The following is a 22,153-nucleotide window of genomic DNA, read 5'->3' as shown; positions in this document are numbered from 1 at the left end:
TGGCCGTCCGGCATCGGTGCCCCGATATGCAAGATGCCCATGCATCCACAGTGAGGGATGCATGGGCATCTTGTCCAGTCAAACCGGGGTATGTGGTCGAACGGTCAGGTTGTCCACAACACGCCGCGCAACCGGTCAATCATCGGTCAGCCAGCCGATCAATCCAGCCAGTCAAACCGGTCGATCGATCATTCCGCCGGCACGATGGAGACGATCTTCGGGGCCTTGACGATCACCTTGCGCGGCGTCTTGCCACCGAGACGATCGGCGACGGCCTCGAGCGCCATCTTCTCCAGCTCGGCCGGATCGATGTCGGGCGACACCTCGAGCTTGGCGCGGATCTTGCCCTTGATCTGCACGACCGCGGTCACCGTGTCCTGGCCGACGTAACGCTCGTCGGCGACCGGCCACGGCTCGTGTGCCAGCGACTCGGCGTGGCCGAGGCGCGCCCACAGCTCCTCGCAGATGTGCGGCGCGATCGGCGAGAGCATGAGGATCAGAGGCTCGACGGCGGCGCGCGGCACGGTGCCCAGTGAGGTCAGGTGGTTGTTGAGCACGATGAGCTTGGAGATCGCGGTGTTCGGGCGCATGCCCTCCATCTCCTCGGTCACCTCGGCGATCGTGTTGTTGAGCGCCTTGAGCGTCTTCGTGTCGAGCGCATCCTCGGAGACGTGCACCTCGCCGGTGTTCTCGTCCACGACGTTGCGCCACAGGCGCTGCAGGAATCGCATGCCGCCGACCACGTTGCGCGTGTTCCACGGGCGGGAGTCGGCCAGCGGGCCCATGCTCATCTCGTACAGGCGGAACGTGTCCGCGCCGTAGTTCTCGTACATGTCGTCCGGCGTGATGATGTTCTTGAGGCTCTTGCCCATCTTGCCGAACTCGCGGTTGACGTGCTCGCCGTGCCACGTGAACGTCGGCTCGCCGTCGGCGCCGGCCGGGCCTTCCTCGACTTCGGCGGCCGGCACGTACTGGCCGCGGTCGTCGGTGTAGGCGAACGCCTGGATCATGCCCTGGTTGAACAGCTTGTGGAACGGTTCGGCCGAATCCACGTAGCCGAGGTCGAAGAGCACCTTGTGCCAGAAGCGCGAGTACAGCAGGTGCAGCACGGCGTGCTCGACGCCGCCCACGTACAGGTCGACGCCGCCTTCGTCACCCGAGTACTTGTTGTGGTTCGGGCCCATCCAGTAGTCGAACTCGTCCTTCTCGACCATGTGGGCCGTGTCGGTCGGGTCGATGTAGCGCATGTAGTACCAGCAGGAGCCGGCCCAGTTCGGCATGGTGTTCGTGTCGCGGTAGTACGTCTTCACGCCGTCGCCCAGATCAAGTTGGACCTTGACCCAGTCCTCGTTGCGGCTCAGCGGCGCCTCCGGGTTGGATTCGGCGTCCATCGGGTCGAAGGTGCGCGGCTGATAGTCGGGCACGTCCGGCAGGTTGATCGGCAGCGCGGAGTCCGGCAGCAGGTGCGGGGTCCCGTCCTCGCCGTAGACGATCGGGAACGGCTCGCCCCAGTAGCGCTGGCGGGAGAACAGCCAGTCGCGCAGACGGTAGCTCACCGTGCCGTGGCCGACGCCGGCCTCCTCGAGCCACGCGTTGACCTTGGCGATCGCGTCGTCGACGCGCAGACCGTTGAGCGAAAGCGCATCGCCCTTGGCGGCGGTCGCATCCACGGACGAATTGATGACGATGCCATCGTGCGAAACGAACGGCGCCTTGCCCTCGTAGTTGGCCAGATCGTCGCCGGATTCCGGCAGCGGCTGGACGGTGTAGATGACCGGCAGACCGTACTTCACGGCGAAGTCGTAATCGCGCTGGTCGCCGCCCGGCACGGCCATGATCGCGCCGGTGCCGTAGTCCATGAGCACGTAGTCGGCGGTGAACAGCGGGAGCTTGACGCCGGTGATCGGGTTGGTGGCGTACAGGCCGGTGAACAGGCCGGTCTTTTCGCCGGCTTCCTCGACGCGGTCCTTCGCGGTCTTCGACTCGGCGGCCAGACGGTACGCCTTGACGCCTTCGGCCGGGGTTGCGTAGCCGCCCTTCCAGCTGTCCGGAATGTCGGCCGGCCATTCGGCGGGCACGTACTGCAGCAGGTCGTGCTCCGGGGAGACGACGGCGAACGTGGTGCCGAACAGGGTGTCGGGACGGGTGGTGTAGATCTCCATGTCCTTGTCGCCCGCAGGCGTCGCGACGGTGAAGTGCACGGATGCGCCGTGGGACTCGCCGATCCAGTTGCGCTGCATGAGCTTGACCTTCTCCGGCCAGTCGATGCCGTCGAGGTCCTCGATCAGACGGTGGCCGTACGCGGTGATGCGCATGGACCACTGACGCAGCTCGCGCTGGAACACCGGGAAGTTGCCGCGTTCGGACTTGCCTTCGGCGGTGACCTCTTCGTTGGCGAGCACGGTGCCCAGGCCCGGGCACCAGTTGACCGGCGACTTGGAGATGTAGGCGAGACGGAAGTCGTTGAGGATGTCCTGCTGCTCGGCTTCGGAGAGATCGCCCCACGCGACGCCATCGGACTCGTGACCCGGAATGGCCTTCTCGCCGTTCTCGAACTTGGCGACCAGCTCAGAGATCGGGCGGGCCGAACCCTGGGAACCGGAAGGATTGGTGGCGTCCTCGTCGTACCACGCGTCGTAGATGCGCGAGAAGATCCACTGCGTCCAGCGCACGTAGCCGGGGTCGATGGTCGCGAACGAGCGACGGTTGTCGAAGCTCAGGCCCATGCGGTGCAGCTGGCGGCGCATGTTGGCGATGTTCTGCTCGGTGGTGATGCGCGGGTGCTGGCCGGTCTGCACGGCGTACTGCTCGGCGGGCAGGCCGAAGGCGTCGTAGCCCATGGCGTGCAGCACGTTCTCGCCCTTCATGCGGTGGTAGCGCGACACCACGTCGGTGGCGAGGTAGCCGAGCGGATGACCGACGTGCAGACCCTTGCCGGACGGGTACGGGAACATGTCCATCGCGAAGAAGGCGGGGCGGCCGTCCGCGTTGCGGCCCTTGCCGTCCTTGAGGCCACCGTTGACGTTGGCGGCCCAGAAGGTGCCTTCGTCGTCCCACTTCTTCTGCCACTTGGTTTCGATGTCCTGCGCGAGCGCCGCATTGTAGCGGAACGACGGCTCGGCGGGGGTGTCGGCCGCCTGCGCGGTCGTGTTCTTCTCATTAGCCATACGGTGAATTATTGCCATGCAACTGGACACAACCGCATGATTCCGCCCATCGCGACCGCATCCTGATTCCAAGACATGTCATCGCGTCGTGACGGTCGAAGACGACAGCGTCGACGGACGATATCCGAACGGCGCGAGATCGTCGTCGACGTACCGCCGCCACGAGCCGTCGTCGATCATAGTGCGCAGCGTCGCGGCGATCTTGCCGGCGAGTTCGGTGCGGCCGTGTCGCACGGCGATGCCGTATTGCAGTCCGCCATCATCCGCAGAATCCGCGACGATGCGATACGAGCCGCGCCGCTCGTGCACCAGTCCCGGCAGCGTCGCCTCGTCGCCGGCGATCATGTCGACCGATCCGGCCATGAGCGCGGTCATGCACTGGCCGTACGTGTCGTATGTCTTCACCGTCACATCGTCGCGGCCGGCGATCATCGCGCGTTCGGCCGTGCCGTTCACCGCGCAGACCGTCATGTCGCGGTCCACATCGTCAGTCGTATCGTCGTCGTTCCGATCGCCGGAAGCAGTGCCGCTGTCCGTCGTATCGAACAGATCGTCGACCGTACGCGCGTCCAGCGTCTCATCGTCATGCACCAGCACGGCCGGCCGCACGTCAAGATACGGTCCGGCGAACGCGACGTTCTTCGCGGTCTCGTCGGTCATCGTGAATCCGGCGACCACCATGTCGGCGCGGCCATCGTCCAATACCGTGGCGCGTTCCTGCGGCCGGACCTGCACGAACACGATCTGTTTGCGGCCGTAGCCGAGCGCCTTCGCCACGTAGGCGGCCACGTCGATGTCGAATCCGGAATACGAGCCGTCATGCCAGTACCCCAATCCCGGCAGGTCGGAGGAAACGCCGATCGTGATCGTCGGCCCTTGCGGCTGGCCGGACGTCGCGGACAACGCACCGGCATCGGTCGTCGCGGCAGAGCCCGCGCCGGAAGCCCCGCAGCCGGCCAACGGCAGCATCGACAGCATGAGCGCGCACGCGGCCGCGCCCAGCCGACGACACACGATACGACCGCTCACGCTCATTTGAACATGCGCGAACGGGTGAGGAACCATGTCACCACGGCGGACAGGACGACCGAGATCACGATGATCGCGACGAATCCCCACGGCTTGTCGCTCAACGGCATGCCGAGCATGCCCTCCTGGAAGTTCATGCCGTACATGGAGAAGATGAGCGTGGGCACCGACAATGTGATCGAGATGATCGTGAAGATGCGCATCACGTTGTTCAGATTGTTCGACACGATCGAGGCGAACGCGTCGGTCATGTTCGCAAGAACGCCGCTGTAGATGTTCGCCATCTCGATGGCCTGCTTGTTTTCGGTGATGACGTCGTCGAGCAGGTCCTCGTCGTCCGGGTACTGCTTGATGCGGCTCAGGGTGGTGAGCTTCTCCATCACGATTTCGTTCGATTTGAGCGACGTGGTGAAGTAGACCAAGGTCTTGCTCAGTTCCATGAGCATCACGATCTCGCGGTTCTGCATCGAATGGCGCAGCTTCAGTTCGAGCTTGTCGCTTTCGCGGTCGATGATGCGCAGGTAGCGCAGGTACATGGTCGCGTTGCGGTACAGGATCTGCAGGATGAACCGCGAGCGCATGAACGTGTTGAAGCCGCGGATCGTGCCTTCCATGAACGGGTGGAGCACGGGCGTGTCCTGCATGCATACGGTGATGATGAGGTTCTGCGTGACGATGATCGACAACGGGATCGTCTCGTACCAGTCGCGGCCGCCGCGCTCCTCGACGGTCGGGATGTCGACGATGACCATCGTGTAGTCGTCCTCGACGTCGACGCGCGAACGTTCCTCGTCATCCAGCGGGGCGCGCAGGTCGGCCAGATCAATGCCGGTCTGCTGGGCGATGGTGGCGAGCTCCACGTCGGTCGGTTCGCTCAAGGATATCCACGACCCGTTCTCGGGTTTCTGTACCTGCTCCACTTGGCCGTTGATGGTGCTGAAGATTCTCAACATGTCTCGTTCACCTGCCTTCCGCCGTGCGATTGCGGCGCGTTGCCCCGCGTCGATTCAAACCGAGACAAGAATAGTCCCTACGGTCAGACACCCGCAGCAAGCCACGCGGGACCGTTGTCCCAGTCGACGGTGCGCACGATGGGGGCGCATTCGTTGAACGCGTCGAGCTGCCAGACCGGACGGTCGAACGCGTGGCCGTTCATCTCGCGCAGGATCGACAGCCGGCTCCAGAACGCGTTGCGGATGCGGCCGAGATTGTCGAGCGAATTGACCTGCATGCCGACCAGCGTTTCGATGGTGGCGGCGATCCATGAGCCGTGGCCGACGACCATGAGCGTGGTCGACGCGTCGGCGTATTGCGGGTCGGCGATGATCGCGCGCATCGCGTCCGCGCCGCGTCGGCCGGTCGCTTCGCGGCTTTCGACGCCGTAGGCGAGTTCGCCGCCTTCGTGCCGGCGCCATGAGGCGTATGCTTCGGCGTCGATGTCGCGGATCTGTTCGCGGGTCAGGCCCTCCCACTGGCCGAAGCTGCGTTCGCGCAGCCGCGGGTCGGTGACGACCGGCAGTTCGAGCGGGTCGGCGAAGGCGTGCGCGGTCTGCTGGGCGCGGAACAGGTCCGACGAGATGACGACCATGCGGCGGCTCGCGGCTGGCGCGTGGCGGTATTCGCCGATGTCGCTGCGCTCGGCCGCTTCGGGACCGGGTTGCGCGAGCCGTTCGGGATTGCGGGCGATCTGGCCGATCTTCGCCCAGTAGTAGCGTTGCGCGAGTTCAAGGCCGGCCATGTCGGCCTGCCATTGGCCGACGATGTCGAGCGGCACGTCGATCTGGCCTTGGAGCCGTCCTGCGCGGTTGTATGCCGTCCGCCCGTGCCTGAGCATCACCACTTCGTCGATCATGTCTCATTCCCCTATCCGTCGTCCTCGCCATCGGCTTGCCGTTCCTCGCCCATCATATCGGCAGCCCGGCATCTGGTCGGATGAACCGCCGACGCCAACCCTCACGTCCCCTCGTCGGCGCTTCCTCGACTTCTGCTGCGGAATCACCGCCTATTGCGTGACAACACTGCGATTACGCCTCCGCTGCTATCCGGAATATCACGCAAGACGGCCTATTCGCGTGACATTTGGGATAGCGGAAGGCAGATAACCGCACACATATCACGCCAACAGGCTTTCTTGCGTGATATTCGGGATAGGACAAGGCGGATAACCGCACGAACATCACGTAAAACGGTTTGTTTGCGCGACATTTGGGATAGCAGCGGGCGGATGACCGCGCATATGTCACGCATAGCACGGACACGCACAGCTCGGACTATAGTGCTACGTAGGACGGCTGATGGGAGGCGCGTGATGGATCTGCTTGTGGTGACCGGCAGTGCGGCGTTGGCCTCCGCGTTGGAACGGACGCTGGAGACGGCGGGGCATCAGGCCACGGTCGTCACGTCCGTCGCTCAGCTGGACGAACTGTTCAGGGATTATCCGTTGCTGCCGTTCGACGCGGTGGTGCTGGATGATCTGACGCCGGCCGCGGTGCGTGACGGATTGGCTCGCCGGCTGCGCGATCCGGGAGTCTCGCTTGGACGGCGTATCCGCGTCGCGTTGCTGTCCACGCCTTCGCTGGCTTCGACAAGCCAATCAGACCATGCCACGGCAGTCAACGGCACTGATGAGGAACCTGGCGACGGCACATCATCCGACACCACCGGCGAGTCCGGCAACCGATCATCGGACGACTCCCCTGCTGCTGCGACGCTTACCGCCGACGTCACCATCGTCAAGCCGTTCGGTGACGCGGAACTGCTGTCGTATATCTCGCTGTTGCAGACGATCGACGACACGCCGGATGGCGACGGGACCGCATCCCACGGTCCCGCGTTGCTGATCCACGGTGATCTGACGCTCGACACGCGCCGGCAGTGCGCGTTCTATCGCGGCGGCAAGCCGATCGCGTTGTCGCCGCGTGAATACTCCGCGTTGGAGGCCCTGATTCGAGCGGACGGCCAATATCTGAGCTTCGACGACCTGTCACGGCTGGTGTTCGGCGACGGTGCCGGATTCGCCGACCAGCGCACGGTGATGGACACGACCATGTATTCGCTCACGCGCAAGCTGCGCCGGCTGGGATTCTTCATCACGCAGCACGGCCACCAGTATCGGGTCCGGTAGCGATGGGCGAGCATGTCGAACACGGGTTCGGACCGGTGTGGAACGCCGAATCGCGGGTGCTGGTGCTCGGCTCGATGCCGAGTCCGAAATCGCGTGAGGCCGGGTTCTATTACATGCATCGGCAGAACCGGTTCTGGCCGGTGATGGCCGCGTTGTTCGCCGATCCTGCGGACCCGGCCGACGTGCCCGGCGACTCCCCCGAATCCCGCCGCATGTTCGCGTTGCGTCATCATGTCGCCTTGTGGGATGTGATCGCCTCGTGCGACATCACCGGCGCATCCGACTCCTCCATCCGCAACGCCGTGCCGAACGACATCGCGCCGATCCTCACCGGCTCGCATGTCACGCATGTATTCACCACCGGCGCGAAGGCCGGTCAGCTGTACCGTCGTCTGATCGAACCGCGGCTCGTCGCGGCCGGACTGTCCATCACGATGACGCAGTTGCCGTCGACCAGTCCGGCGAACGCGGCGATGCGACTGCCCGATCTCGTCGCCGTTTACCGCGCAGCGTTTCGTGAAGCCGGTATGCCGGTCCGTGATTGAGCTGGCGACTCGGCGGCCGGTCCCTCCTCCAATGCGGCGAAACGATGGCCGCACATGCGACCGACATACGAAGACGCCGCCTCCCGTACGGAAAGCGGCGTCTGCATCGGGCTATGCGATCAATCAGTCCTTCTCGATGGTCTTGCCGGCGTTGGCACCGGAGGCGAGGTCCTGGATCTCGGTGATCTCGAGCACCGGGATGACGGCCGGCTTCTTGGTGCCCTTCTCCTCGGCGACCTTGACCTGCGCCTCGTAGATCGCGTCGTCGGAGTGCAGGGTGACGGTGCCGCGGAAGCGGTAGCCCTTCTTCTCGGCGAGGTTCGCGAACGCGATGACCAGCGGGGAGCCGTTCTTGAGGTTCTCGTAGGCCTGGCCGGCGGTGCGCTCGTGGTAGGCGATGTGGTTGTCGTCGAGCACGAACAGGCTCATCTTCGGGCCGAGGTCGAGCTGGCCGTCCTTGGAGACGGTGGAGATCCAGCCCAGGTTGTTTTCGATGAACGTCTTCATCTCTGCGGTGAGCGTTGCCATATTCGTATCCTTTCACGAATGTCTGCGATATCAATCTCTTCTAGCCTACGCCAATCGCCGCATGTTCGCCGCACGTTCGGCTGTGAGTAATCTCACCGACGCGTCTATCGGCAGGTCTACTGCCATGCCTTGAGCACATTCGCGGGCACCTTCGACGCGTCGAAGCGGTAGTGTCCGGTGATCGTCATGTGCCGTTTGAACGTCAGGTAATCGTTCTCTCGCTGCCGCTGTCCCATGTTGTGCATGATGTACGCGTAGCCGTCCTTGTCGCGTTTGTCGGACACGATGCCGATGTGCCGCGTGTGCTCGAACACGACGATGTCGCCGCCCTGCCAAGCCTGACGGTCCGCGGCATCCGTGGTGAGCGTCTGCCCGTATTTGGCGAAGAACACGTCGAGCACGCCGGTGCGACGGAAGTCGATGTTCGGGTCGGGGTTCGGCGCGACCGCCGCGTAGCTGGCCGGATCGGCGGCGATGTCCGCGTCGACCATGGCCTTGAGGTCGTAGCCGGCCGCCTTGAACGCGCGCCAGACCAGATCCGTGCATGCGCCGCGGTTGTCCGGCGGATAGCCGCCCTCGTAGTAGCCGCTGTCGTATCGCGGCGCCGCCTCGGCGTCCGCCCGCGCGCCGGCGACGATGTCCGCGTAGTCATCCTTGCCGTTGGCATTGAAATCGGCCTGGCTGACGGCCTTCGGGTACTGCCGTTCGGCTTCGTCTGCCGGCATCACGTCCCCGCCGTCGCCACCCGACTGCATATCCGCCACGCCGGACCTCACCGCATCGGGAATCACGTTCCACGGCAACGTACCCAGCCGGCGCACCGACAACACTCCCCCGGCGAGCATGACCGCGACCAATACCGCCACGATCACAGCGGCCCGACGTCGATGCACCCTCCGTGCACCGGCCATCTGCCGGTTCTCCGGAACGGTTTTGCACCCGGTTTCGTATCCCGTGCCGAATCCCATATCGTCTGTCTGCGGTTCCTGCTGCATGTAGCGGTTCCTCCTTTCCACGAACCGTTCTACCGCACCGGTCTGCGTCACAGCAATGTCGCATACCGAAAAACGGTATGGTACAGGATGCGCGAGCCGACCGACGGCATCCCGCTAGGATGGTATGCAGTATCGCGAGGACCGGTCCCGTCCATGACGGGAGCGCCGGCGGAGTCAAGGAGAGCATATGGATATCATCGAGGCCATGCATGCGCGTCATGCGGTGCGCGACTACACCGATCAGCCGATCGACGAGCACACGCTCGACGCGTTGCGCGCCGCGATCGAGCAGGCCAATCGTGACGGCGGACTCGATATCCAGCTCGTGTCCGACGACACGGACGCGTTCGGCGGATGCCCGACGCATTACGGTCGGTTCAAGAATGTGCGGTATTGCATTGCGCTGATCGGCCGCGACGCCGCTGATCCGGCGGTGTTGGATGAGCGGATCGGCTATTACGGCGAACGTCTGGCGTTGGAGGCGGTGCGGCTTGGACTGGATACCGGTTGGGTGGTGCTGCACGAGCCGGGCGACCATGACGGCGGTTGGCGTCTCGACGATGGCGAGCGCATGCCGGCCGCGATCGCGATCGGGCATGGCGCGAGGGCCGGGCGTCCGCATCGCAGCAAGCCGGTCGAGGAGCTGGGAACCGTGCAGTTACGGTCCGGTGACGGCGGTACGTCGGCTGGCGCGCTGACGGACGCGCCGGACTGGTTCATGCGCGGCTTGGAAGCGGTGCAGCTTGCGCCGAGCGCGTTGGGCAAGCAGCCGTTTAGGTTCACGCTGCTGGCCGATGGCCGTTCGGTGCATGCCGAGGCGCTGGACGATGTGCAGTCCGCGATCGGATTGGGCATCGCCAAACTGCATTTCGAACTGGGAGCCGGTGCCGGCACATTCGTGTGGGCGTAGACGCCGGCGGTCGTAGCACGTTTGCTGTGTGCTGCTCCCCGCGAGCAGTACACAGCAATACGAAAAAAGGCTTGCGAATCGCTTCGCAAGCCTTGAGGGTGGAGCTAAGGGGATTCGAACCCCTGACCCTCTCCATGCCATGGAGATGCGCTACCAGCTGCGCCATAGCCCCGCTGTTCGTGACCGAACTCGAGATAGATTACGCCATTCTCGGTGATCGTGCAACCGACGGCGTGTCTTGTCGTCGGTCGCACGATCACACCCCGATTATGCCCCGATTACGCGGGGCCGGAATACCATCACTGGCCGCTGCTCGACGAGGAGGACGAGCCGGTGCTGCCGGAGCTAGAATCCGAAGAGGAGCCCGAGCTGCCGTCGGTAGATCCGGACGACGAGGACGAGCTGTCGGATGACGTGCCCGATGACGATCCTCCGGTGGTCGTGGAGCTTGACGAATCGCTGGATGATCCGCTGCTCGTTCCGGAATCCGAAGAACCGGTGGAACCCGAGGAACCGGTTCCGGAGCCGGTTGATCCGCTGGTGCTGCCACTGTTCGAATCACTTGAGCCGGTCGAACCGGTCGAACCGGATGTGGTGGAATCGGAGGACGAACCGGATGCGGTTCCGCTGCCGCTGGTGCCGGAAGTCGAACCGTCCGACGTGCTGCCGCCGTCCGTGCCGCCGTTCACCGAGGAATCGTCGGTTCCGCTGTTCGTCGTGGTGTCGTTCGTGGTGTCATCGCCGTTCTGTGTGCCGGTGTTGGCGTCATCCGGCCCCTTGTCCGGCCGTTGATCGGTCGAGTCGTCGGGAGTCTGCTGCTGGGTCGGCGTTTGCGTCGTGTTCACCCAGTCGCGGACCACGGAATCGGTGCCCTTGCCTTGGGTGACCAGCATGATGACGCCGGCCGTCGCCGCAACCGCGACCAAGGCGCTGACGACCGCGACCACGATCGCGATGCGCTTCTGCTTGTTGGTCGTCGCCAACGCCGTCTGTGACACATGGCCGCCGGCATGACCGGATATCGTCCGACTTCCGCCAGTCGCCCCGTTCGATGCGATGGAACGAGCCGAAGCGGAACCAGCCGTTCGACTTCCCGCCATCGTCAGGTCGCCGAACACCCGCGTTGCGTCATCATCCGCCACGGACTCACCGGTCGGATCGGCGGAACTGATGACCCGCCCGACATGCGCGCCGTCTGCCGCGTTCGACAGATCCAACGCTCCCGGCGCAAGCACCGTGGTCGCATCCCCGATCACCCGGGTCGCATCATCCGCCGTCGCGCTCTTCGCCGCATCATCCGGCGTATCCGACGATCCCGAACCGACGCCGGTCACATCCTGCAGTTTCTCGCCGGACGCCTTGAGCACGTTCTTGTAGATCTGCGAGGCGACCGCGGACACGATCGAACCTATCGCCACGCCGATCACCGAACCGGCCATGCCGATCTTCGCCGACAGCAGGAACGACGTGACCGCAGCCAGCGCGCCCGCAATCAGCGAGGTAATGGAAATACCCTCGAAAAAATTCTTCACGCGACGCAACAATAGCGAGTTTTCTTGGCAACGCGCTGAGCCTTCGGTGAAAACAACATAACCATCACAGCATCCCGGCAAAATCTTCACGAAACGGGTACACGCCAACGCTGCCGGCCGAAATCGCCGGCACCTTGCCTCGCCCATCGGCCGGCGATCGCACATCCGCAGTCCGGGCAGCATCCGTCCGCCGTCAGCCGATACTGGTCGATGTCGTACCAGTCGCGCACGATAAGCGCCGCGCCGCATACGGGGCAGAACGTCGTGTCACCTTCGCGGTTGACGACATTGCCGGTGTAGACGAAACGCAGCCCCTCCCTGATCGCGATTTCGCGCGCATGCACGAGCGTGGCCAGCGGCGTGGCCGGCACGTCGCGCATCTTGTAGTCCGGATGGAACGCGGAGAAGTGCAACGGGACGTCAGGGCCGCAATGATCACGTATCCATGCGCATTCGGCATGCAGCTGCGTATCGTCGTCGTTGTAGCCGGGGATGAGCAGCGTCGTCAGCTCGACCCACGTGTCCGTGTCGTTGCATACGTATTCGATCGTGTCGAGCACGTCGCGCAGATGGGTGCCGGTGACGGCACGGTAGAAGTCCTCGGTGAAGCCCTTGAGGTCGATGTTCGCCGCGCCCATGACCCGATAGAAGTCGGCGCGTGCCGCGGCGGCCATGTACCCTGCGGTGACGGCGATCGTGTCGAGGCCTTGTTCGTGACAGGCCTGCGCGGTGTCGATCGCGTATTCGGCGAAGATGATCGGATCGTTGTAGGTGAACGCGACCGACCGTGCGCCGTAATCCTTCGCGACGGCGGCGATCTTCTCTGGTGAGGCCTCGACGGCGAGCGTGTCCCATTGGCGGGAGGCGGAGATCGACCAGTTCTGGCAGTAACGGCAGGCGCTGTTGCAGCCGGCCGTGCCGAAGCTCAGCACCGCGCTCCCCGGATAGAAATGGTTGAGCGGCTTCTTTTCGACCGGGTCCATCGCGAAGCCGGAGCTGCGGCCGTACGTGTCGAGCATGATCGTGCCGTGGTGGTTGGCGCGTACGAAGCAGAAGCCGCGCTGGCCGTCGCGCAGCGTGCAGTGGCGCGGGCACAGGTCGCATTGCACGCGGCCGTCCGCAAGCCTGTGCTGCCAGCGGCCGACCGCTGGCGAGCGCTGTGCCGGTGCGTCATGCGTTGACGCAGTCGCCGCGTTGTCCCGTGCCGTTTCCTCCAACGATGCCGGCGCCGCCACATTCGAAGTCATCGGGGCTCCTCCCCGAACGCGGTGACGGTGTACCGCTGACAGGTCACACTGCCGTCCCGCCAATCGTGGGATGCCGGCAGTCCGGCCTTGCGCAGCAGGTGGCCGACGAACTCGTGGCTGTCCGGCAGTTCGGCCCATACCTGCGGCAGGAAGGTGGCGCGGTGGCCGAGACCGTCATCGATGATGAGCCCGTCACGGCCAGGCTTGAGCATCGCTTCCAGGGCGGCGCGGGACGACACGTGCATCGGTTCCGGCTCGGACAACATCGATACTTCGACGCTGATGTCCGGGTATTCCGAGGCGGCGAGCGGCTTGAACCGCGGGTCGCGTACGGCGGCGTCGATGGCGTGTTCGGCGATATCGCGGCCGAGCGGGCGATAGGCCTCGATCGTGCCGATGCAGCCGCGTAGCCGCCCATGTTCGGTCAGGGTGACGAAGCTTGCGCCGGTGTGGTTCAGCTCAGGATGTGCGGCGACGATGTCGGCCGGCGTGGGATCGCCGGGCTTGGCGAGACCGAGATACTGTTCGAGCGAGGCCCGGGCCAGACGCGGCAGCACCGTGTCGGCATGGTCCGGCAGGTTGGTGGCACGGTCGACTACGCGCCGACTGTTCGCTTCGGCCCGCATCGTTTCGCGGGTCTTCGTGTCGTGTTCCCATGCGGCGAACGACGCGTAGCCGACCACCGGCGTATCGGGGTCGCGCATCGGTGGCCGATCCGCGTGCCGGCCGTCGGCGGCGGCGAGCGCCACCTCACCGTCATCGCCCGAGGTCGAGCAGCCGAGGAAGCGCAGCGGCACGGTCTTCGCCCGTGCGGCGGCCAGCAACCCGTTGATCGGATACGCGCCGCATGCACGGTTCGGGCGAATCGTCGGTTCACTCAGTGGCACGATGCTGGCGATGGTCTCGTCGTCCAAGGTTCGAGCGACCGACTCGGGATGGTAATGCGACAGGTCGGAGCTGATCACGATCACCGTCTCCGGACCGCCCCACAAGGCCTGAATCACGTTGCCGACCTCGGTCGGGGTCGCATCGCCCGCATTGAGCGGCACGATGGTCAGGTCATCGCCGAATACGCGCTGCAGGAACGGGATCTGCACCTCCACCGCGTGCTCGCGCGCGTGCGTCGCGTCGTTGACGCTTAAGGCGGGTACCGTCTCGAGCGCCCGACGTTCGGCATCCCGGTCGACCGGCACGGTGCCGAGCGGCGTCCGGAACGCGGATGCGGACGGGCATGCCACGCCGCGCACGGCGACGCGGTGCGTGGGGCCAATGATTATGGCGCGCCTGATGATGCCGCGGCCGCGTTCGAGCAGCGCGTAGGCGAGCGCGGCGGTCGTGCCGGAATACACGTATCCGGCGTGGGGCACGATCACCGCTTTGGGCGCGCCCTGCGGCAGCCGTTGCTCGAATCCGGAATCATGCAATAGTGCGCGGGCGTAATCCAACTGCCGGTCGATTATCGCGCGCAGTTCGTCGGGGTCGGACGGGTAGAACGCGCCGGCCACTGCGGCCGGACGGATGTATGTCGGCTCGGGCAGGGTGCGGACGGCATCATCGCCGCCGTCGCCGCCGAATCCATTGTGGAACAACCTCATCATGGCAACCACCTCTTCGTGTTCCATGATAGTCGCCTGGTGTTTGACGATCGAGAGGCTGTTTGGAGCTTGCGCACGGGTCAGTCTGACGATCGAGAGGCAAACGGATCGCCATCAGAGACGGATTCGTGACGCCATATCGCGGTTTCCCGTCAAACGATAAGTCGATTTGAACGACGTGCAGCCTCTCGATCGTCGAACTGACTCATGCAAGATATGATTTTCGCCTCTCGATCGTCGAACCACCGCCTAAGCGCCTACGGCAATTGCAGCTCGGGTTCCGCCGGATGCCGTTTGCGCCACCACGCCTGCACGTAGTAGGCCGCGTAGCAGACCACGATGAACACCAGCTCGGCCACGAGCGCGAACCGCTGCTCCTTGTCGAAGAACACGAGCAGGAACGAGGCGGTGCACAGGATGAACGCGCCCCACGACACGTACGGGTAGCCGGGCGTGCGGTACTTGAGCTCGTCGACGGTGTGACCGGAGGCGAGCCAGCGGCGACGGAACACGATCTGGCAGTAGGCGATGGCGATCCACACAACCACGGCCGACAAACCCGACAGCGCCACGAGTACCAGATACACGGTGGATGCGGCGATCACGGAGGACAGGAGAGCCAGCAAACCGCCGGCCATCGCCGCGCACAGGGCGAGCATCGGCACGCCGCGGCGGTTGGTTTTGGCGAACCAGCGCGGGATCATGCCCTCGTTTCCCATCGACCACACCATGCGCGTGGAGGCGTACAGGCCGGAGTTGGATGCGGACAGCACGGCCGTGAGCACCACGAAGTTCATGATGTCGGCCGCGTACGGGATGCCGATGGAGTTGAACACGAGCACGAACGGGCTTTCGCCCACGCCGGCCTCGCGCCACGGGATGAGCGCGCACATGACCACGATCGAGCCGATGAAGAACAGGACGAGACGCCACAGCGTGGTGTGGATGGCCTTGGGCACGGCGGTTTCCGGGTCGCGCGTCTCGCCGGCGGTCACGCCGATCAGTTCGGTGCCGGAGAACGCGAAGTTGACGGTGAGGATCGTGGCGAACACGGGCATGAACCCGTTCGGGAAGATACCGTCCTTGACGAGGTTGCCGAACAGGGGCGCATGGTCGTACCCGGCGATCGGCACCGCGCCGAAGATGGCGAGCAGGCCAATGACGATGAACGCGCAGATCGCGAACACCTTGATGGATGCGAAGATGAATTCCGCTTCGGCGAAGAACCGTACCGACAGCGCGTTCGCGGTGAAGATGAGCGCGATGCATGCGGCCGACCATATCCAGGTGGGCGTGTGCGGGAACCAGCGTTGCATGAGCAGGCCGGCGGCGGTGAATTCGGAGCCGAGCGCGACCGTCCATGTCAGCCAGTATTGGATGGCGATGACGAAGCCGGTGCCCGGGCCGATGAACCGTTCGGCGTAGACGTGGAACGAGCCGGTGACGGGCATGGCGACGGATAGTTCGCCGAGTGTGAGCATGACGAGGTACACGATGAGCGCGCCGATGGCGTATGCGAGGATCGTGCCGATCGGCCCGGCCTGCTGGATGGTGTAGCCGGAGCTGAGGAACAGGCCGGTGCCGATGACGCCGCCGAGGGAGATCATCTGCAGATGCCGTGATTCCATGCCGCGCTTCAAGTTCGTATGCAGCGCGTGCTTGCGGTTGGCGGATACGTCGGTGTCTGCGGGCGTCGGCTGCTGTGCCGAAGCATCCGAGATCGGTTCGGCGGAAGTGTCAGTGTCGGACTGGCTCATGCTGTTCTCTCTGCTGTCGGGACGATGACGGCCGTCAAAACGGCCCAGAACAGTATACGAGTCGGTCTGACCAGCGGACCGCCCCTAGTGCTTTTTGTCGGGCTTAATGTGATACGTTTTTTATTCTCGGCTCCCTCGGCTGAGGGAGCTGTCAGCCGTAGGCTGACTGAGGGAGCGTCAAACCCATCACATTAAGCCCAGCTAGTGTTCGACGTGGTAGAGGTTCACGTCGTGCTCGCTGATGTCGGCGGTCGGCCGTTCCCCCAGCCGCAGATCGACGTGCAGCCGCCGTCCCGCGTCCTCGCCGGTGCCGACCACGTCGTACGAGTATGCGCGGTTGCTCACGTGCGTCGGTTCGGTCACGGCCCGAGCCATCCACGGGTTGCGACGGCGGATCGAGATCAGACCTTGGATCAGACGGAACATCCACGCTCCGTCACCGCCCAGTCCGTAGCGCGTGGCGGGGAACATCGGGCGCACCGCGTCGTCGCCGCCCATCGTGTCGGCCTTCACGCCGCGCCACGCCTGTTCGTCGCCGTAGTAGACGCTCGGCACGCCGCCGACCGTGAACAGCACGGTCATGGCGAGCGCCGCCTCCGCTTCGCCGATCTGGCTGACGATGCGGGTCACGTCGTGGTTGCCGACGAACGTGAGCGGCGTGAACGCGCGCATGAATTCGTTGTGCCGTTTGAGGCTCCAGTCGAGTTCCCAGAAGTTGCCGGATTTGATCGAGCTCCAGATCGCCTTCCACAGCTCGTATTGGGTGATCGAGTCCATGCCGGAGTCGCGCACGATCGCCGGATAGTCGCCGTGGATGACCTCGCCCATGATCCACGTGTGCGGGAATTCGCGGCGTACCTCGGGCAGCACGCGCGTCCAGAACGCGGGCGGCACGGCGTAGGCCGCGTCGAGCCGCCATGCGTCGACACCGCGGCGCATCCAGTGGAGCATCACGTCGGTGACGAGATGGGCCACGGCCGGCTCGTCATGGTTGAAGGCGGGAAGGTCGCCGTTGCCTTCGAATTTCGCGTAATCGGTCACGTTGCCGCTTGTTGCGTCGCGTTCGATGCGGAACATGCGTTCGGAGTCCGGGTCGTTGCCGGCGAGCGCGCGTTGGAACAGGGCCGATTCGCGGCCGATGTGGTTGAAGACGCCGTCGAGCATGAGGCGGATGCCGCGTTCGTGGCATGCGGCGACGAGCCGGTCGAACACTGCGTCGTCGCCGAGTCGCGGGTCGATGCGGTAGTAGTCGGTGGTGTCGTAGCCGTGGCTGGTGGATGCGAAGATCGGGTTGAGTATCAGGCCGTTCGCGCCGAGGTCGATGAGGTAGTCGAGCCACGAGGTGATCATGTCGAGGCGTGGCGTGAGCGCGCGCTCCGCGTCGGATTGCGGGCGGATCGGCGCTCCGGTGAAGCCGAGCGGGTAGATCTGCCACCAGATCGTGTTGAGGTTCGGATCGTTGGTCATCGCGTCACTCCTTGCCGTCGGGTGAATGCCATCGGTTCCAGCATACGTCCGTGGCATGGAGTTTACGCTTCCGCCTGTCACGTCAGGTATCGGCTGTCAGGTACCGGATATGACGAGGTCACCGTCGATCGGAATCAAACGGGTGTCCATTCCGTCGGCGCGATCAGTCCGCGATCGCCGGATGTTCCCACTGGTCGGTATCGGCGGCCGCCGGTCCGTGGTTGTAGTCCATGAGCCGCCAGCGCAGCGTGCCGTCGGGCATGTCGACCGGCACAAACCGCGCCCAGTGGGCGTTGCGCATCGACACGACGTCGGTGAACTCGGGGTGCACCCGATCGAGACCCAGCAGCATGATCGTGGTCTGCATGATGCACGAGCCGTGCGAGAAGACGAACAGGTCGGTGTCGTCGCCGGCGCGGTGCGCCCAGTCGTCCAATGCCGCGACGCCGCGGGCGCCGACGTGTTCCTTGGGTTCGCAACCGTATTCGAGCTCGCCGCCGCGGAATTCGGCCCACGACCGGTAGGCGTCCGGGTACTGCTGGGCGATCTCGGCGACCTCCATGCCTTCCCACTGGCCGAAGTTGCGTTCGCGTACGCGCTCGTCGAGATGGACGTCAAGACCGAGCGGATCGGCGAACGCGTGGGCGGTGGCCGCGGCACGGCTCAGGTCGGAGGCGACGACCAGCTGCTTGCGGCCGTCCGGCTGACCGTCGACATACAGCGACTTCAGCGCGGCGCCGGTCTGTTCGACCTGCCAGCGACCGACCTCGTCGAGCGGGATGTCGATCTGGCCTTGGAAACAGTGGCGGACGTTGTATGACGTGCGGCCGTGGCGTACCAGCGTGATCGAACGGACATGCTCGGTTGCGCTCATCCGGTTACCTCCCCTTGATGATGGACGAACAATTGACCCGTGCGCCGGCATGACGCATCACGTCGGCACATGACGGTCAGTCTTCCGATTCCGTTGTCTCCGTCTTGCTTTCCTCGGGATGCGCGAGTCCGAGGTCGACGGTCGGGCAGTCGCGCCACAGACGGTCGAGACGGTAGAACTCACGGGCCTCCTCGTGCATGACGTGGATGATGTAGTCGCCGTAGTCAAGCAGCACCCACTGCGCCTCGGTCAGGCCTTCGCGCGAGCGCGGTTGGCGCTTGTCGCACTTGAGGTACAGGTCCTTTTCGACCTCCTGGGCGACGGCGAGCACCTGACGTTCGTTCGATGCGGTGGCGATGAGCATGAGGTCGGTGATGCCGAGCAGGTCGCTCACGTCGTAGGCGACGATGTCGGTGGCCTTGAGGCGGTCGGCTGCCTCAGCTGCGATGCGGATCGCGTCGATGGAGTTCTGGGCTGCGGTCACGTTGCTGTTCTCCTTACGTGTTGTCTGTCTGGATGACGGATGGTGGGATTGTCGCCGTGCGGCCGGTCAGGCCAAGCCGCACGGCATCGGCCGGATGGCCGTCAGCGTTCCCACTTGGGCTTCCAGCCCTCGACGTTGTGCTGCGTGTTCTCGGAATAGACCATCGTGTCGCTGGGCACGTCGTGGCGGATCACCGAGCCGGCGCCGGAGGTCACGTTGTCGCCGACCTCGACGGGCGCGACGAACAGGTTGCCGGCGCCGATGTGCGAGCCGGCTCCGATATGGGTCTTGTTCTTGTGCACGCCGTCATAGTTGGCGGTGATGGTGCCGCCGCCGATGTTGGTGTGGTCGCCGAGCGTCGCGTCGCCCATGTAGCTCAGGTGCGGCACCTTGGTGCCGTTGCCGATGTGCGCCTTCTTCATTTCGACGAACGCGCCGGCCTTGGATTCCTCGCCGAGCTCGTTGCCGGGGCGCAGGTACGTCCACGGGCCGATGTTGGCGGCGCGGCCGATGTGCGTCTCCTGCACGCGGGAGCGTTCGACCACGGCCTCGGCGTCGACGGTCGCGTCAATGAGCGTCGTGTAGGGCCCGATCACGGCGGCCTCGCCGACCGTCGTGTGACCCTGCAGGAAGCTGCCGGGCAGCACGGTCACGTCGCGCGAGAGCACGACGTCGTCCTCGATCCACGTGGTGCTGGGGTCGAGGATGGTCACGCCGGAGCGCATCCACGCCTCGCACACGCGGCGGTTGTGCTCGCGCGACAGGGCGGCGAGCTGCACGCGGTCGTTCACGCCTTCGACGCTTAAGGGATCGGGCGCGGCGAACGCGCCGACGTTGCCTTCCTCCTTGGCGGTCTCGAGCGCGTCGGTCAGGTAGAACTCGCCCTGCGAGTTGTTGTTCTTGAGGCCGGCGATGGCCTTGGCGAGCACGGCGGCGTCGAACACGTACACGGACGTGTTCACTTCCTGCACCGCCAGTTCGCTGCGGTTGGCGTCGCGCTGTTCGACGATGCGCAGCACGTGGCCGTCGCGGTCGCGGATGATGCGGCCGTAGCCGGTCGGGTCGTCGAGGATGGTGGTGAGCACGGTCGCCCCGTTGCCGCTGGCCTCGTGAAAGGCGACCAGACCGCGCAGCGTCTCGGCGTCGAGCAGCGGCATGTCGGACGCGGCGATGAGCACGTAGCCGTCGAGCTTGTGCTCGGCGGTCAGCTGTGCCATCGCGCACTGCACGGCGCGGCCGGTGCCGGGGATGTCGTCCTGGTTGACGATCTCGACGTCCGGATGGTACGAACGGGCGGCTGCGGCGACGCGTTCGGCCTGGTAGTGGACGACCACGGCGAGCGTGGCCGGGTCGAGCGCGGCGACGGAGTCCATGACGCGGTTGAGGAACGTCTTGCCGGCGAAGGTGTGCAGCACCTTGGGGTTGGCGGAACGCATGCGGGTGCCTTCACCTGCGGCGAGGATGATTGCGGCGGAAAGGGCCATCGGGAATCTCCCATTCTGTTTGATTCGTCCGCCGTCACCTGTCTCACATATTGGACATGCAATTGTGTGGATTCGGTGACGATAATCGGCCGAATGAAAACGCCCGACCGCGAGCCGCGGCTTTCCGCGAATCACGCCGTCGGGCGACTGTTGCGTTCCCCCACCTGGACTCGAACCAAGACAAAGGGTTCCAAAGACCCGTGTGCTGCCATTACACCATGGGGGACCGGCGGAAACGTATTTCCGCCAAGTGTTTATTATGCCATATGTTCACGCCTCAGCGTGTCGCGGCTCACGCGAACAGGAATCCCTGTCCGTGGTGCTCCGGATACGTGTCGAACAGCTCGGCCACGGAACCGTCCTCGAACACGGCGCGGATGGCGCTGGCCAGCAGCGGCGCAATCGACAGCACGGTCAGACCGTCCCAGCGCTTCTCCTCCGGAATCGGCACGGTGTCGGTGAGCACGACTTCGCGCGCGCCGCATCCCTTGAGCCGTTCGATGGCCGGGCCGGAAAGCACGCCGTGCGTGGCGACCACGGTCACCGACTTCGCGCCAGCGTCGGCGAGCACGTGGCAGGCCCCGGCGATCGTGCCGGCGGTGTCGATCAGATCGTCGACGAGCACGCAGTCCTTACCGGCCACGTCGCCGACCACGCGGTTGGCGACGGCCTGGTTCGGACGGGTGATGTCGCGCGTCTTGTGCACGAACGCGAGCGGACCGCCGCCGAGACGCTGCGCCCACTGCTCGGCCACGCGGATGCGGCCGGCGTCCGGGGAGACGACGGTGACGTTGTCGAGCTGGTTGGAGAACCGGTCGCGGATGTAGTCCACGAGCACCGGCATGGCGATCAGATGGTCGACCGGGCCGTCGAAGAAGCCCTGCGACTGCGCGGCGTGCAGGTCGACGCTCATGATGCGGTCGGCACCGGCGGTCTTGAGCAGGTCGAACACCAGACGGCAGGAGATGGGCTCGCGGCCGCGATGCTTCTTGTCCTGACGGGAGTAGCCCAGCAGCGGGCACACGGCGGTAATCGACCGCGCGGAGGCGCGCTTCAAGGCGTCGATCATGATGAGCTGCTCCATGATCGACTTGTTGACCGGCAGCGCATGAGATTGAAGCACGAACACGTCCGCGCCACGCACGGATTCGGTGTATCGCACATACATCTCGCCGTTCGCGAAATCGTATGCGGTGGTTTCCAGCACGTCGATCCCCAGCTGTTCGGCGACGTCCGCCGCCAGCTTCGGATGGGTGCGACCGGTCACCAGGATGAGATTCTTATCGGGCTTTCCTTCAAGGATTGCGCTCACCATATCTCCAAACGTTCGGCTTCGTTGAAGTGACTGCACTCATAGTAACCGTCCGCGCCGACCGCGCGGACTCGCGTGTTCACGGTTTCGGGCATCCGTCCGA

General features: G+C 64.9%; 18 protein-coding genes and 2 tRNA genes. 3 read left to right on the top strand and 17 right to left on the bottom strand.

Annotation, left to right across the window (positions count from 1 at the left end; all coding sequences use genetic code 11):
• Positions 1-188 precede the first annotated feature (188 nt).
• The 4 genes from leuS to AC1A0G_RS03290 all read right to left on the bottom strand — a co-directional run bounded on the left by leuS (position 189) and on the right by AC1A0G_RS03290 (position 6,048).
• On the bottom strand, positions 189-3,167 hold the full coding sequence (gene leuS / locus AC1A0G_RS03305; RefSeq protein ID WP_476527469.1) for a leucine--tRNA ligase: 2,979 nt from the start codon (positions 3,165-3,167) through the stop codon (positions 189-191).
• A 78-nt stretch (positions 3,168-3,245) separates the two neighbouring features.
• Positions 3,246-4,196: a transporter substrate-binding domain-containing protein gene (locus AC1A0G_RS03300; protein ID WP_476527468.1), complete on the bottom strand. Its 951-nt coding sequence runs from the start codon at positions 4,194-4,196 to the stop codon at positions 3,246-3,248.
• Between the two features lie 2 nt (positions 4,197-4,198).
• Complete coding sequence (locus AC1A0G_RS03295) at positions 4,199-5,149, bottom strand: magnesium transporter CorA family protein (RefSeq protein ID WP_476527466.1); 951 nt, start codon at positions 5,147-5,149, stop codon at positions 4,199-4,201.
• An 83-nt stretch (positions 5,150-5,232) separates the two neighbouring features.
• On the bottom strand, positions 5,233-6,048 hold the full coding sequence (locus tag AC1A0G_RS03290) for a histidine phosphatase family protein (protein WP_476527464.1): 816 nt from the start codon (positions 6,046-6,048) through the stop codon (positions 5,233-5,235).
• Between the two features lie 456 nt (positions 6,049-6,504).
• Here AC1A0G_RS03290 and AC1A0G_RS03285 point away from each other — a divergent pair, with 456 nt between their 5' ends.
• A complete protein-coding gene (locus AC1A0G_RS03285; protein ID WP_476527462.1) occupies positions 6,505-7,320 on the top strand; it encodes a response regulator transcription factor in 816 nt (271 codons plus the stop codon).
• Between the two features lie 2 nt (positions 7,321-7,322).
• Positions 7,323-7,865: a DNA-deoxyinosine glycosylase gene (locus tag AC1A0G_RS03280; protein WP_476527461.1), complete on the top strand. Its 543-nt coding sequence runs from the start codon at positions 7,323-7,325 to the stop codon at positions 7,863-7,865.
• 123 nt (positions 7,866-7,988) lie between these two features.
• On the opposite strand, the gene AC1A0G_RS03275 is transcribed toward AC1A0G_RS03280, so the two are convergent.
• Entirely contained in the window at positions 7,989-8,393 is a 405-nt protein-coding gene (locus AC1A0G_RS03275; RefSeq protein ID WP_476527459.1) for a pyridoxamine 5'-phosphate oxidase family protein, read from the bottom strand.
• Positions 8,394-8,509: 116 nt separating this feature from the next.
• A complete protein-coding gene (locus AC1A0G_RS03270; protein ID WP_476527457.1) occupies positions 8,510-9,388 on the bottom strand; it encodes a DUF1287 domain-containing protein in 879 nt (292 codons plus the stop codon).
• Positions 9,389-9,575: 187 nt separating this feature from the next.
• Between AC1A0G_RS03270 and AC1A0G_RS03265 the strand changes: the two genes are divergently transcribed.
• Positions 9,576-10,298: a nitroreductase family protein gene (locus AC1A0G_RS03265; protein WP_476527455.1), complete on the top strand. Its 723-nt coding sequence runs from the start codon at positions 9,576-9,578 to the stop codon at positions 10,296-10,298.
• A 99-nt stretch (positions 10,299-10,397) separates the two neighbouring features.
• Here the strand turns inward: AC1A0G_RS03265 and AC1A0G_RS03260 are convergent.
• The 11 genes from AC1A0G_RS03260 to AC1A0G_RS03210 form a co-directional block, all read right to left on the bottom strand.
• A tRNA-Ala gene (locus AC1A0G_RS03260) sits at positions 10,398-10,470 on the bottom strand.
• A 127-nt stretch (positions 10,471-10,597) separates the two neighbouring features.
• Positions 10,598-11,830, bottom strand: coding sequence for a hypothetical protein (locus AC1A0G_RS03255; RefSeq protein ID WP_476527453.1), 1,233 nt, complete (start codon positions 11,828-11,830; stop codon positions 10,598-10,600).
• 86 nt (positions 11,831-11,916) lie between these two features.
• A complete protein-coding gene (gene amrS / locus AC1A0G_RS03250; RefSeq protein WP_476527451.1) occupies positions 11,917-13,077 on the bottom strand; it encodes an AmmeMemoRadiSam system radical SAM enzyme in 1,161 nt (386 codons plus the stop codon).
• Positions 13,074-14,699 (bottom strand): AmmeMemoRadiSam system protein B, encoded by a 1,626-nt coding sequence (gene amrB, locus AC1A0G_RS03245; RefSeq protein WP_476527449.1) that lies wholly within the window; start codon positions 14,697-14,699, stop codon positions 13,074-13,076. The genes amrS and amrB overlap by 4 nt, the downstream gene beginning before the upstream one ends.
• Before the next feature lie 230 nt (positions 14,700-14,929).
• Entirely contained in the window at positions 14,930-16,429 is a 1,500-nt protein-coding gene (locus tag AC1A0G_RS03240) for an amino acid permease (RefSeq protein WP_476527447.1), read from the bottom strand.
• Positions 16,430-16,630: 201 nt separating this feature from the next.
• Positions 16,631-17,896 (bottom strand): alpha-amylase family protein, encoded by a 1,266-nt coding sequence (locus AC1A0G_RS03235; RefSeq protein WP_476527445.1) that lies wholly within the window; start codon positions 17,894-17,896, stop codon positions 16,631-16,633.
• 163 nt (positions 17,897-18,059) lie between these two features.
• Complete coding sequence (locus AC1A0G_RS03230) at positions 18,060-18,770, bottom strand: histidine phosphatase family protein (protein WP_476527443.1); 711 nt, start codon at positions 18,768-18,770, stop codon at positions 18,060-18,062.
• Between the two features lie 76 nt (positions 18,771-18,846).
• The gene (gene rsfS, locus AC1A0G_RS03225) at positions 18,847-19,254 is read right to left on the bottom strand and encodes a ribosome silencing factor (protein WP_476527441.1); all 408 of its coding nucleotides are present in this window, start codon (positions 19,252-19,254) and stop codon (positions 18,847-18,849) included.
• Positions 19,255-19,355: 101 nt separating this feature from the next.
• Positions 19,356-20,738: a bifunctional UDP-N-acetylglucosamine diphosphorylase/glucosamine-1-phosphate N-acetyltransferase GlmU gene (gene glmU / locus AC1A0G_RS03220; protein ID WP_476527439.1), complete on the bottom strand. Its 1,383-nt coding sequence runs from the start codon at positions 20,736-20,738 to the stop codon at positions 19,356-19,358.
• Between the two features lie 155 nt (positions 20,739-20,893).
• Positions 20,894-20,964: transfer RNA gene (locus AC1A0G_RS03215), tRNA-Gln, on the bottom strand.
• Between the two features lie 66 nt (positions 20,965-21,030).
• Positions 21,031-22,053 carry a ribose-phosphate diphosphokinase gene (locus AC1A0G_RS03210; protein ID WP_163229961.1) on the bottom strand — a complete coding sequence of 341 codons (1,023 nt, stop codon included), beginning with the start codon at positions 22,051-22,053 and terminating at the stop codon, positions 21,031-21,033.
• Positions 22,054-22,153 lie beyond the last annotated feature (100 nt).

Source organism: Bifidobacterium sp. LH_230, from assembly GCF_056357555.1.
This window is presented reverse-complemented; position numbering and strand designations above follow the sequence as displayed.

What these genes read in the sequence shown, in the direction of transcription:
- leuS (WP_476527469.1), bottom strand. Translation starts at nt 3,167, where the DNA reads ATGGCTAATGAGAAGAACACGACCGCGCAGGCGGCCGACACCCCCGCC.
- AC1A0G_RS03295 (WP_476527466.1), bottom strand. Translation starts at nt 5,149, where the DNA reads ATGTTGAGAATCTTCAGCACCATCAACGGCCAAGTGGAGCAGGTACAG.
- AC1A0G_RS03290 (WP_476527464.1), bottom strand. Translation starts at nt 6,048, where the DNA reads ATGATCGACGAAGTGGTGATGCTCAGGCACGGGCGGACGGCATACAAC.
- AC1A0G_RS03285 (WP_476527462.1), top strand. Translation starts at nt 6,505, where the DNA reads ATGGATCTGCTTGTGGTGACCGGCAGTGCGGCGTTGGCCTCCGCGTTG.
- AC1A0G_RS03280 (WP_476527461.1), top strand. Translation starts at nt 7,323, where the DNA reads ATGGGCGAGCATGTCGAACACGGGTTCGGACCGGTGTGGAACGCCGAA.
- AC1A0G_RS03275 (WP_476527459.1), bottom strand. Translation starts at nt 8,393, where the DNA reads ATGGCAACGCTCACCGCAGAGATGAAGACGTTCATCGAAAACAACCTG.
- AC1A0G_RS03270 (WP_476527457.1), bottom strand. Translation starts at nt 9,388, where the DNA reads ATGCAGCAGGAACCGCAGACAGACGATATGGGATTCGGCACGGGATAC.
- AC1A0G_RS03265 (WP_476527455.1), top strand. Translation starts at nt 9,576, where the DNA reads ATGGATATCATCGAGGCCATGCATGCGCGTCATGCGGTGCGCGACTAC.
- amrS (WP_476527451.1), bottom strand. Translation starts at nt 13,077, where the DNA reads ATGACTTCGAATGTGGCGGCGCCGGCATCGTTGGAGGAAACGGCACGG.
- amrB (WP_476527449.1), bottom strand. Translation starts at nt 14,699, where the DNA reads ATGGAACACGAAGAGGTGGTTGCCATGATGAGGTTGTTCCACAATGGA.
- AC1A0G_RS03240 (WP_476527447.1), bottom strand. Translation starts at nt 16,429, where the DNA reads ATGAGCCAGTCCGACACTGACACTTCCGCCGAACCGATCTCGGATGCT.
- AC1A0G_RS03235 (WP_476527445.1), bottom strand. Translation starts at nt 17,896, where the DNA reads ATGACCAACGATCCGAACCTCAACACGATCTGGTGGCAGATCTACCCG.
- AC1A0G_RS03230 (WP_476527443.1), bottom strand. Translation starts at nt 18,770, where the DNA reads ATGAGCGCAACCGAGCATGTCCGTTCGATCACGCTGGTACGCCACGGC.
- glmU (WP_476527439.1), bottom strand. Translation starts at nt 20,738, where the DNA reads ATGGCCCTTTCCGCCGCAATCATCCTCGCCGCAGGTGAAGGCACCCGC.
- AC1A0G_RS03210 (WP_163229961.1), bottom strand. Translation starts at nt 22,053, where the DNA reads ATGGTGAGCGCAATCCTTGAAGGAAAGCCCGATAAGAATCTCATCCTG.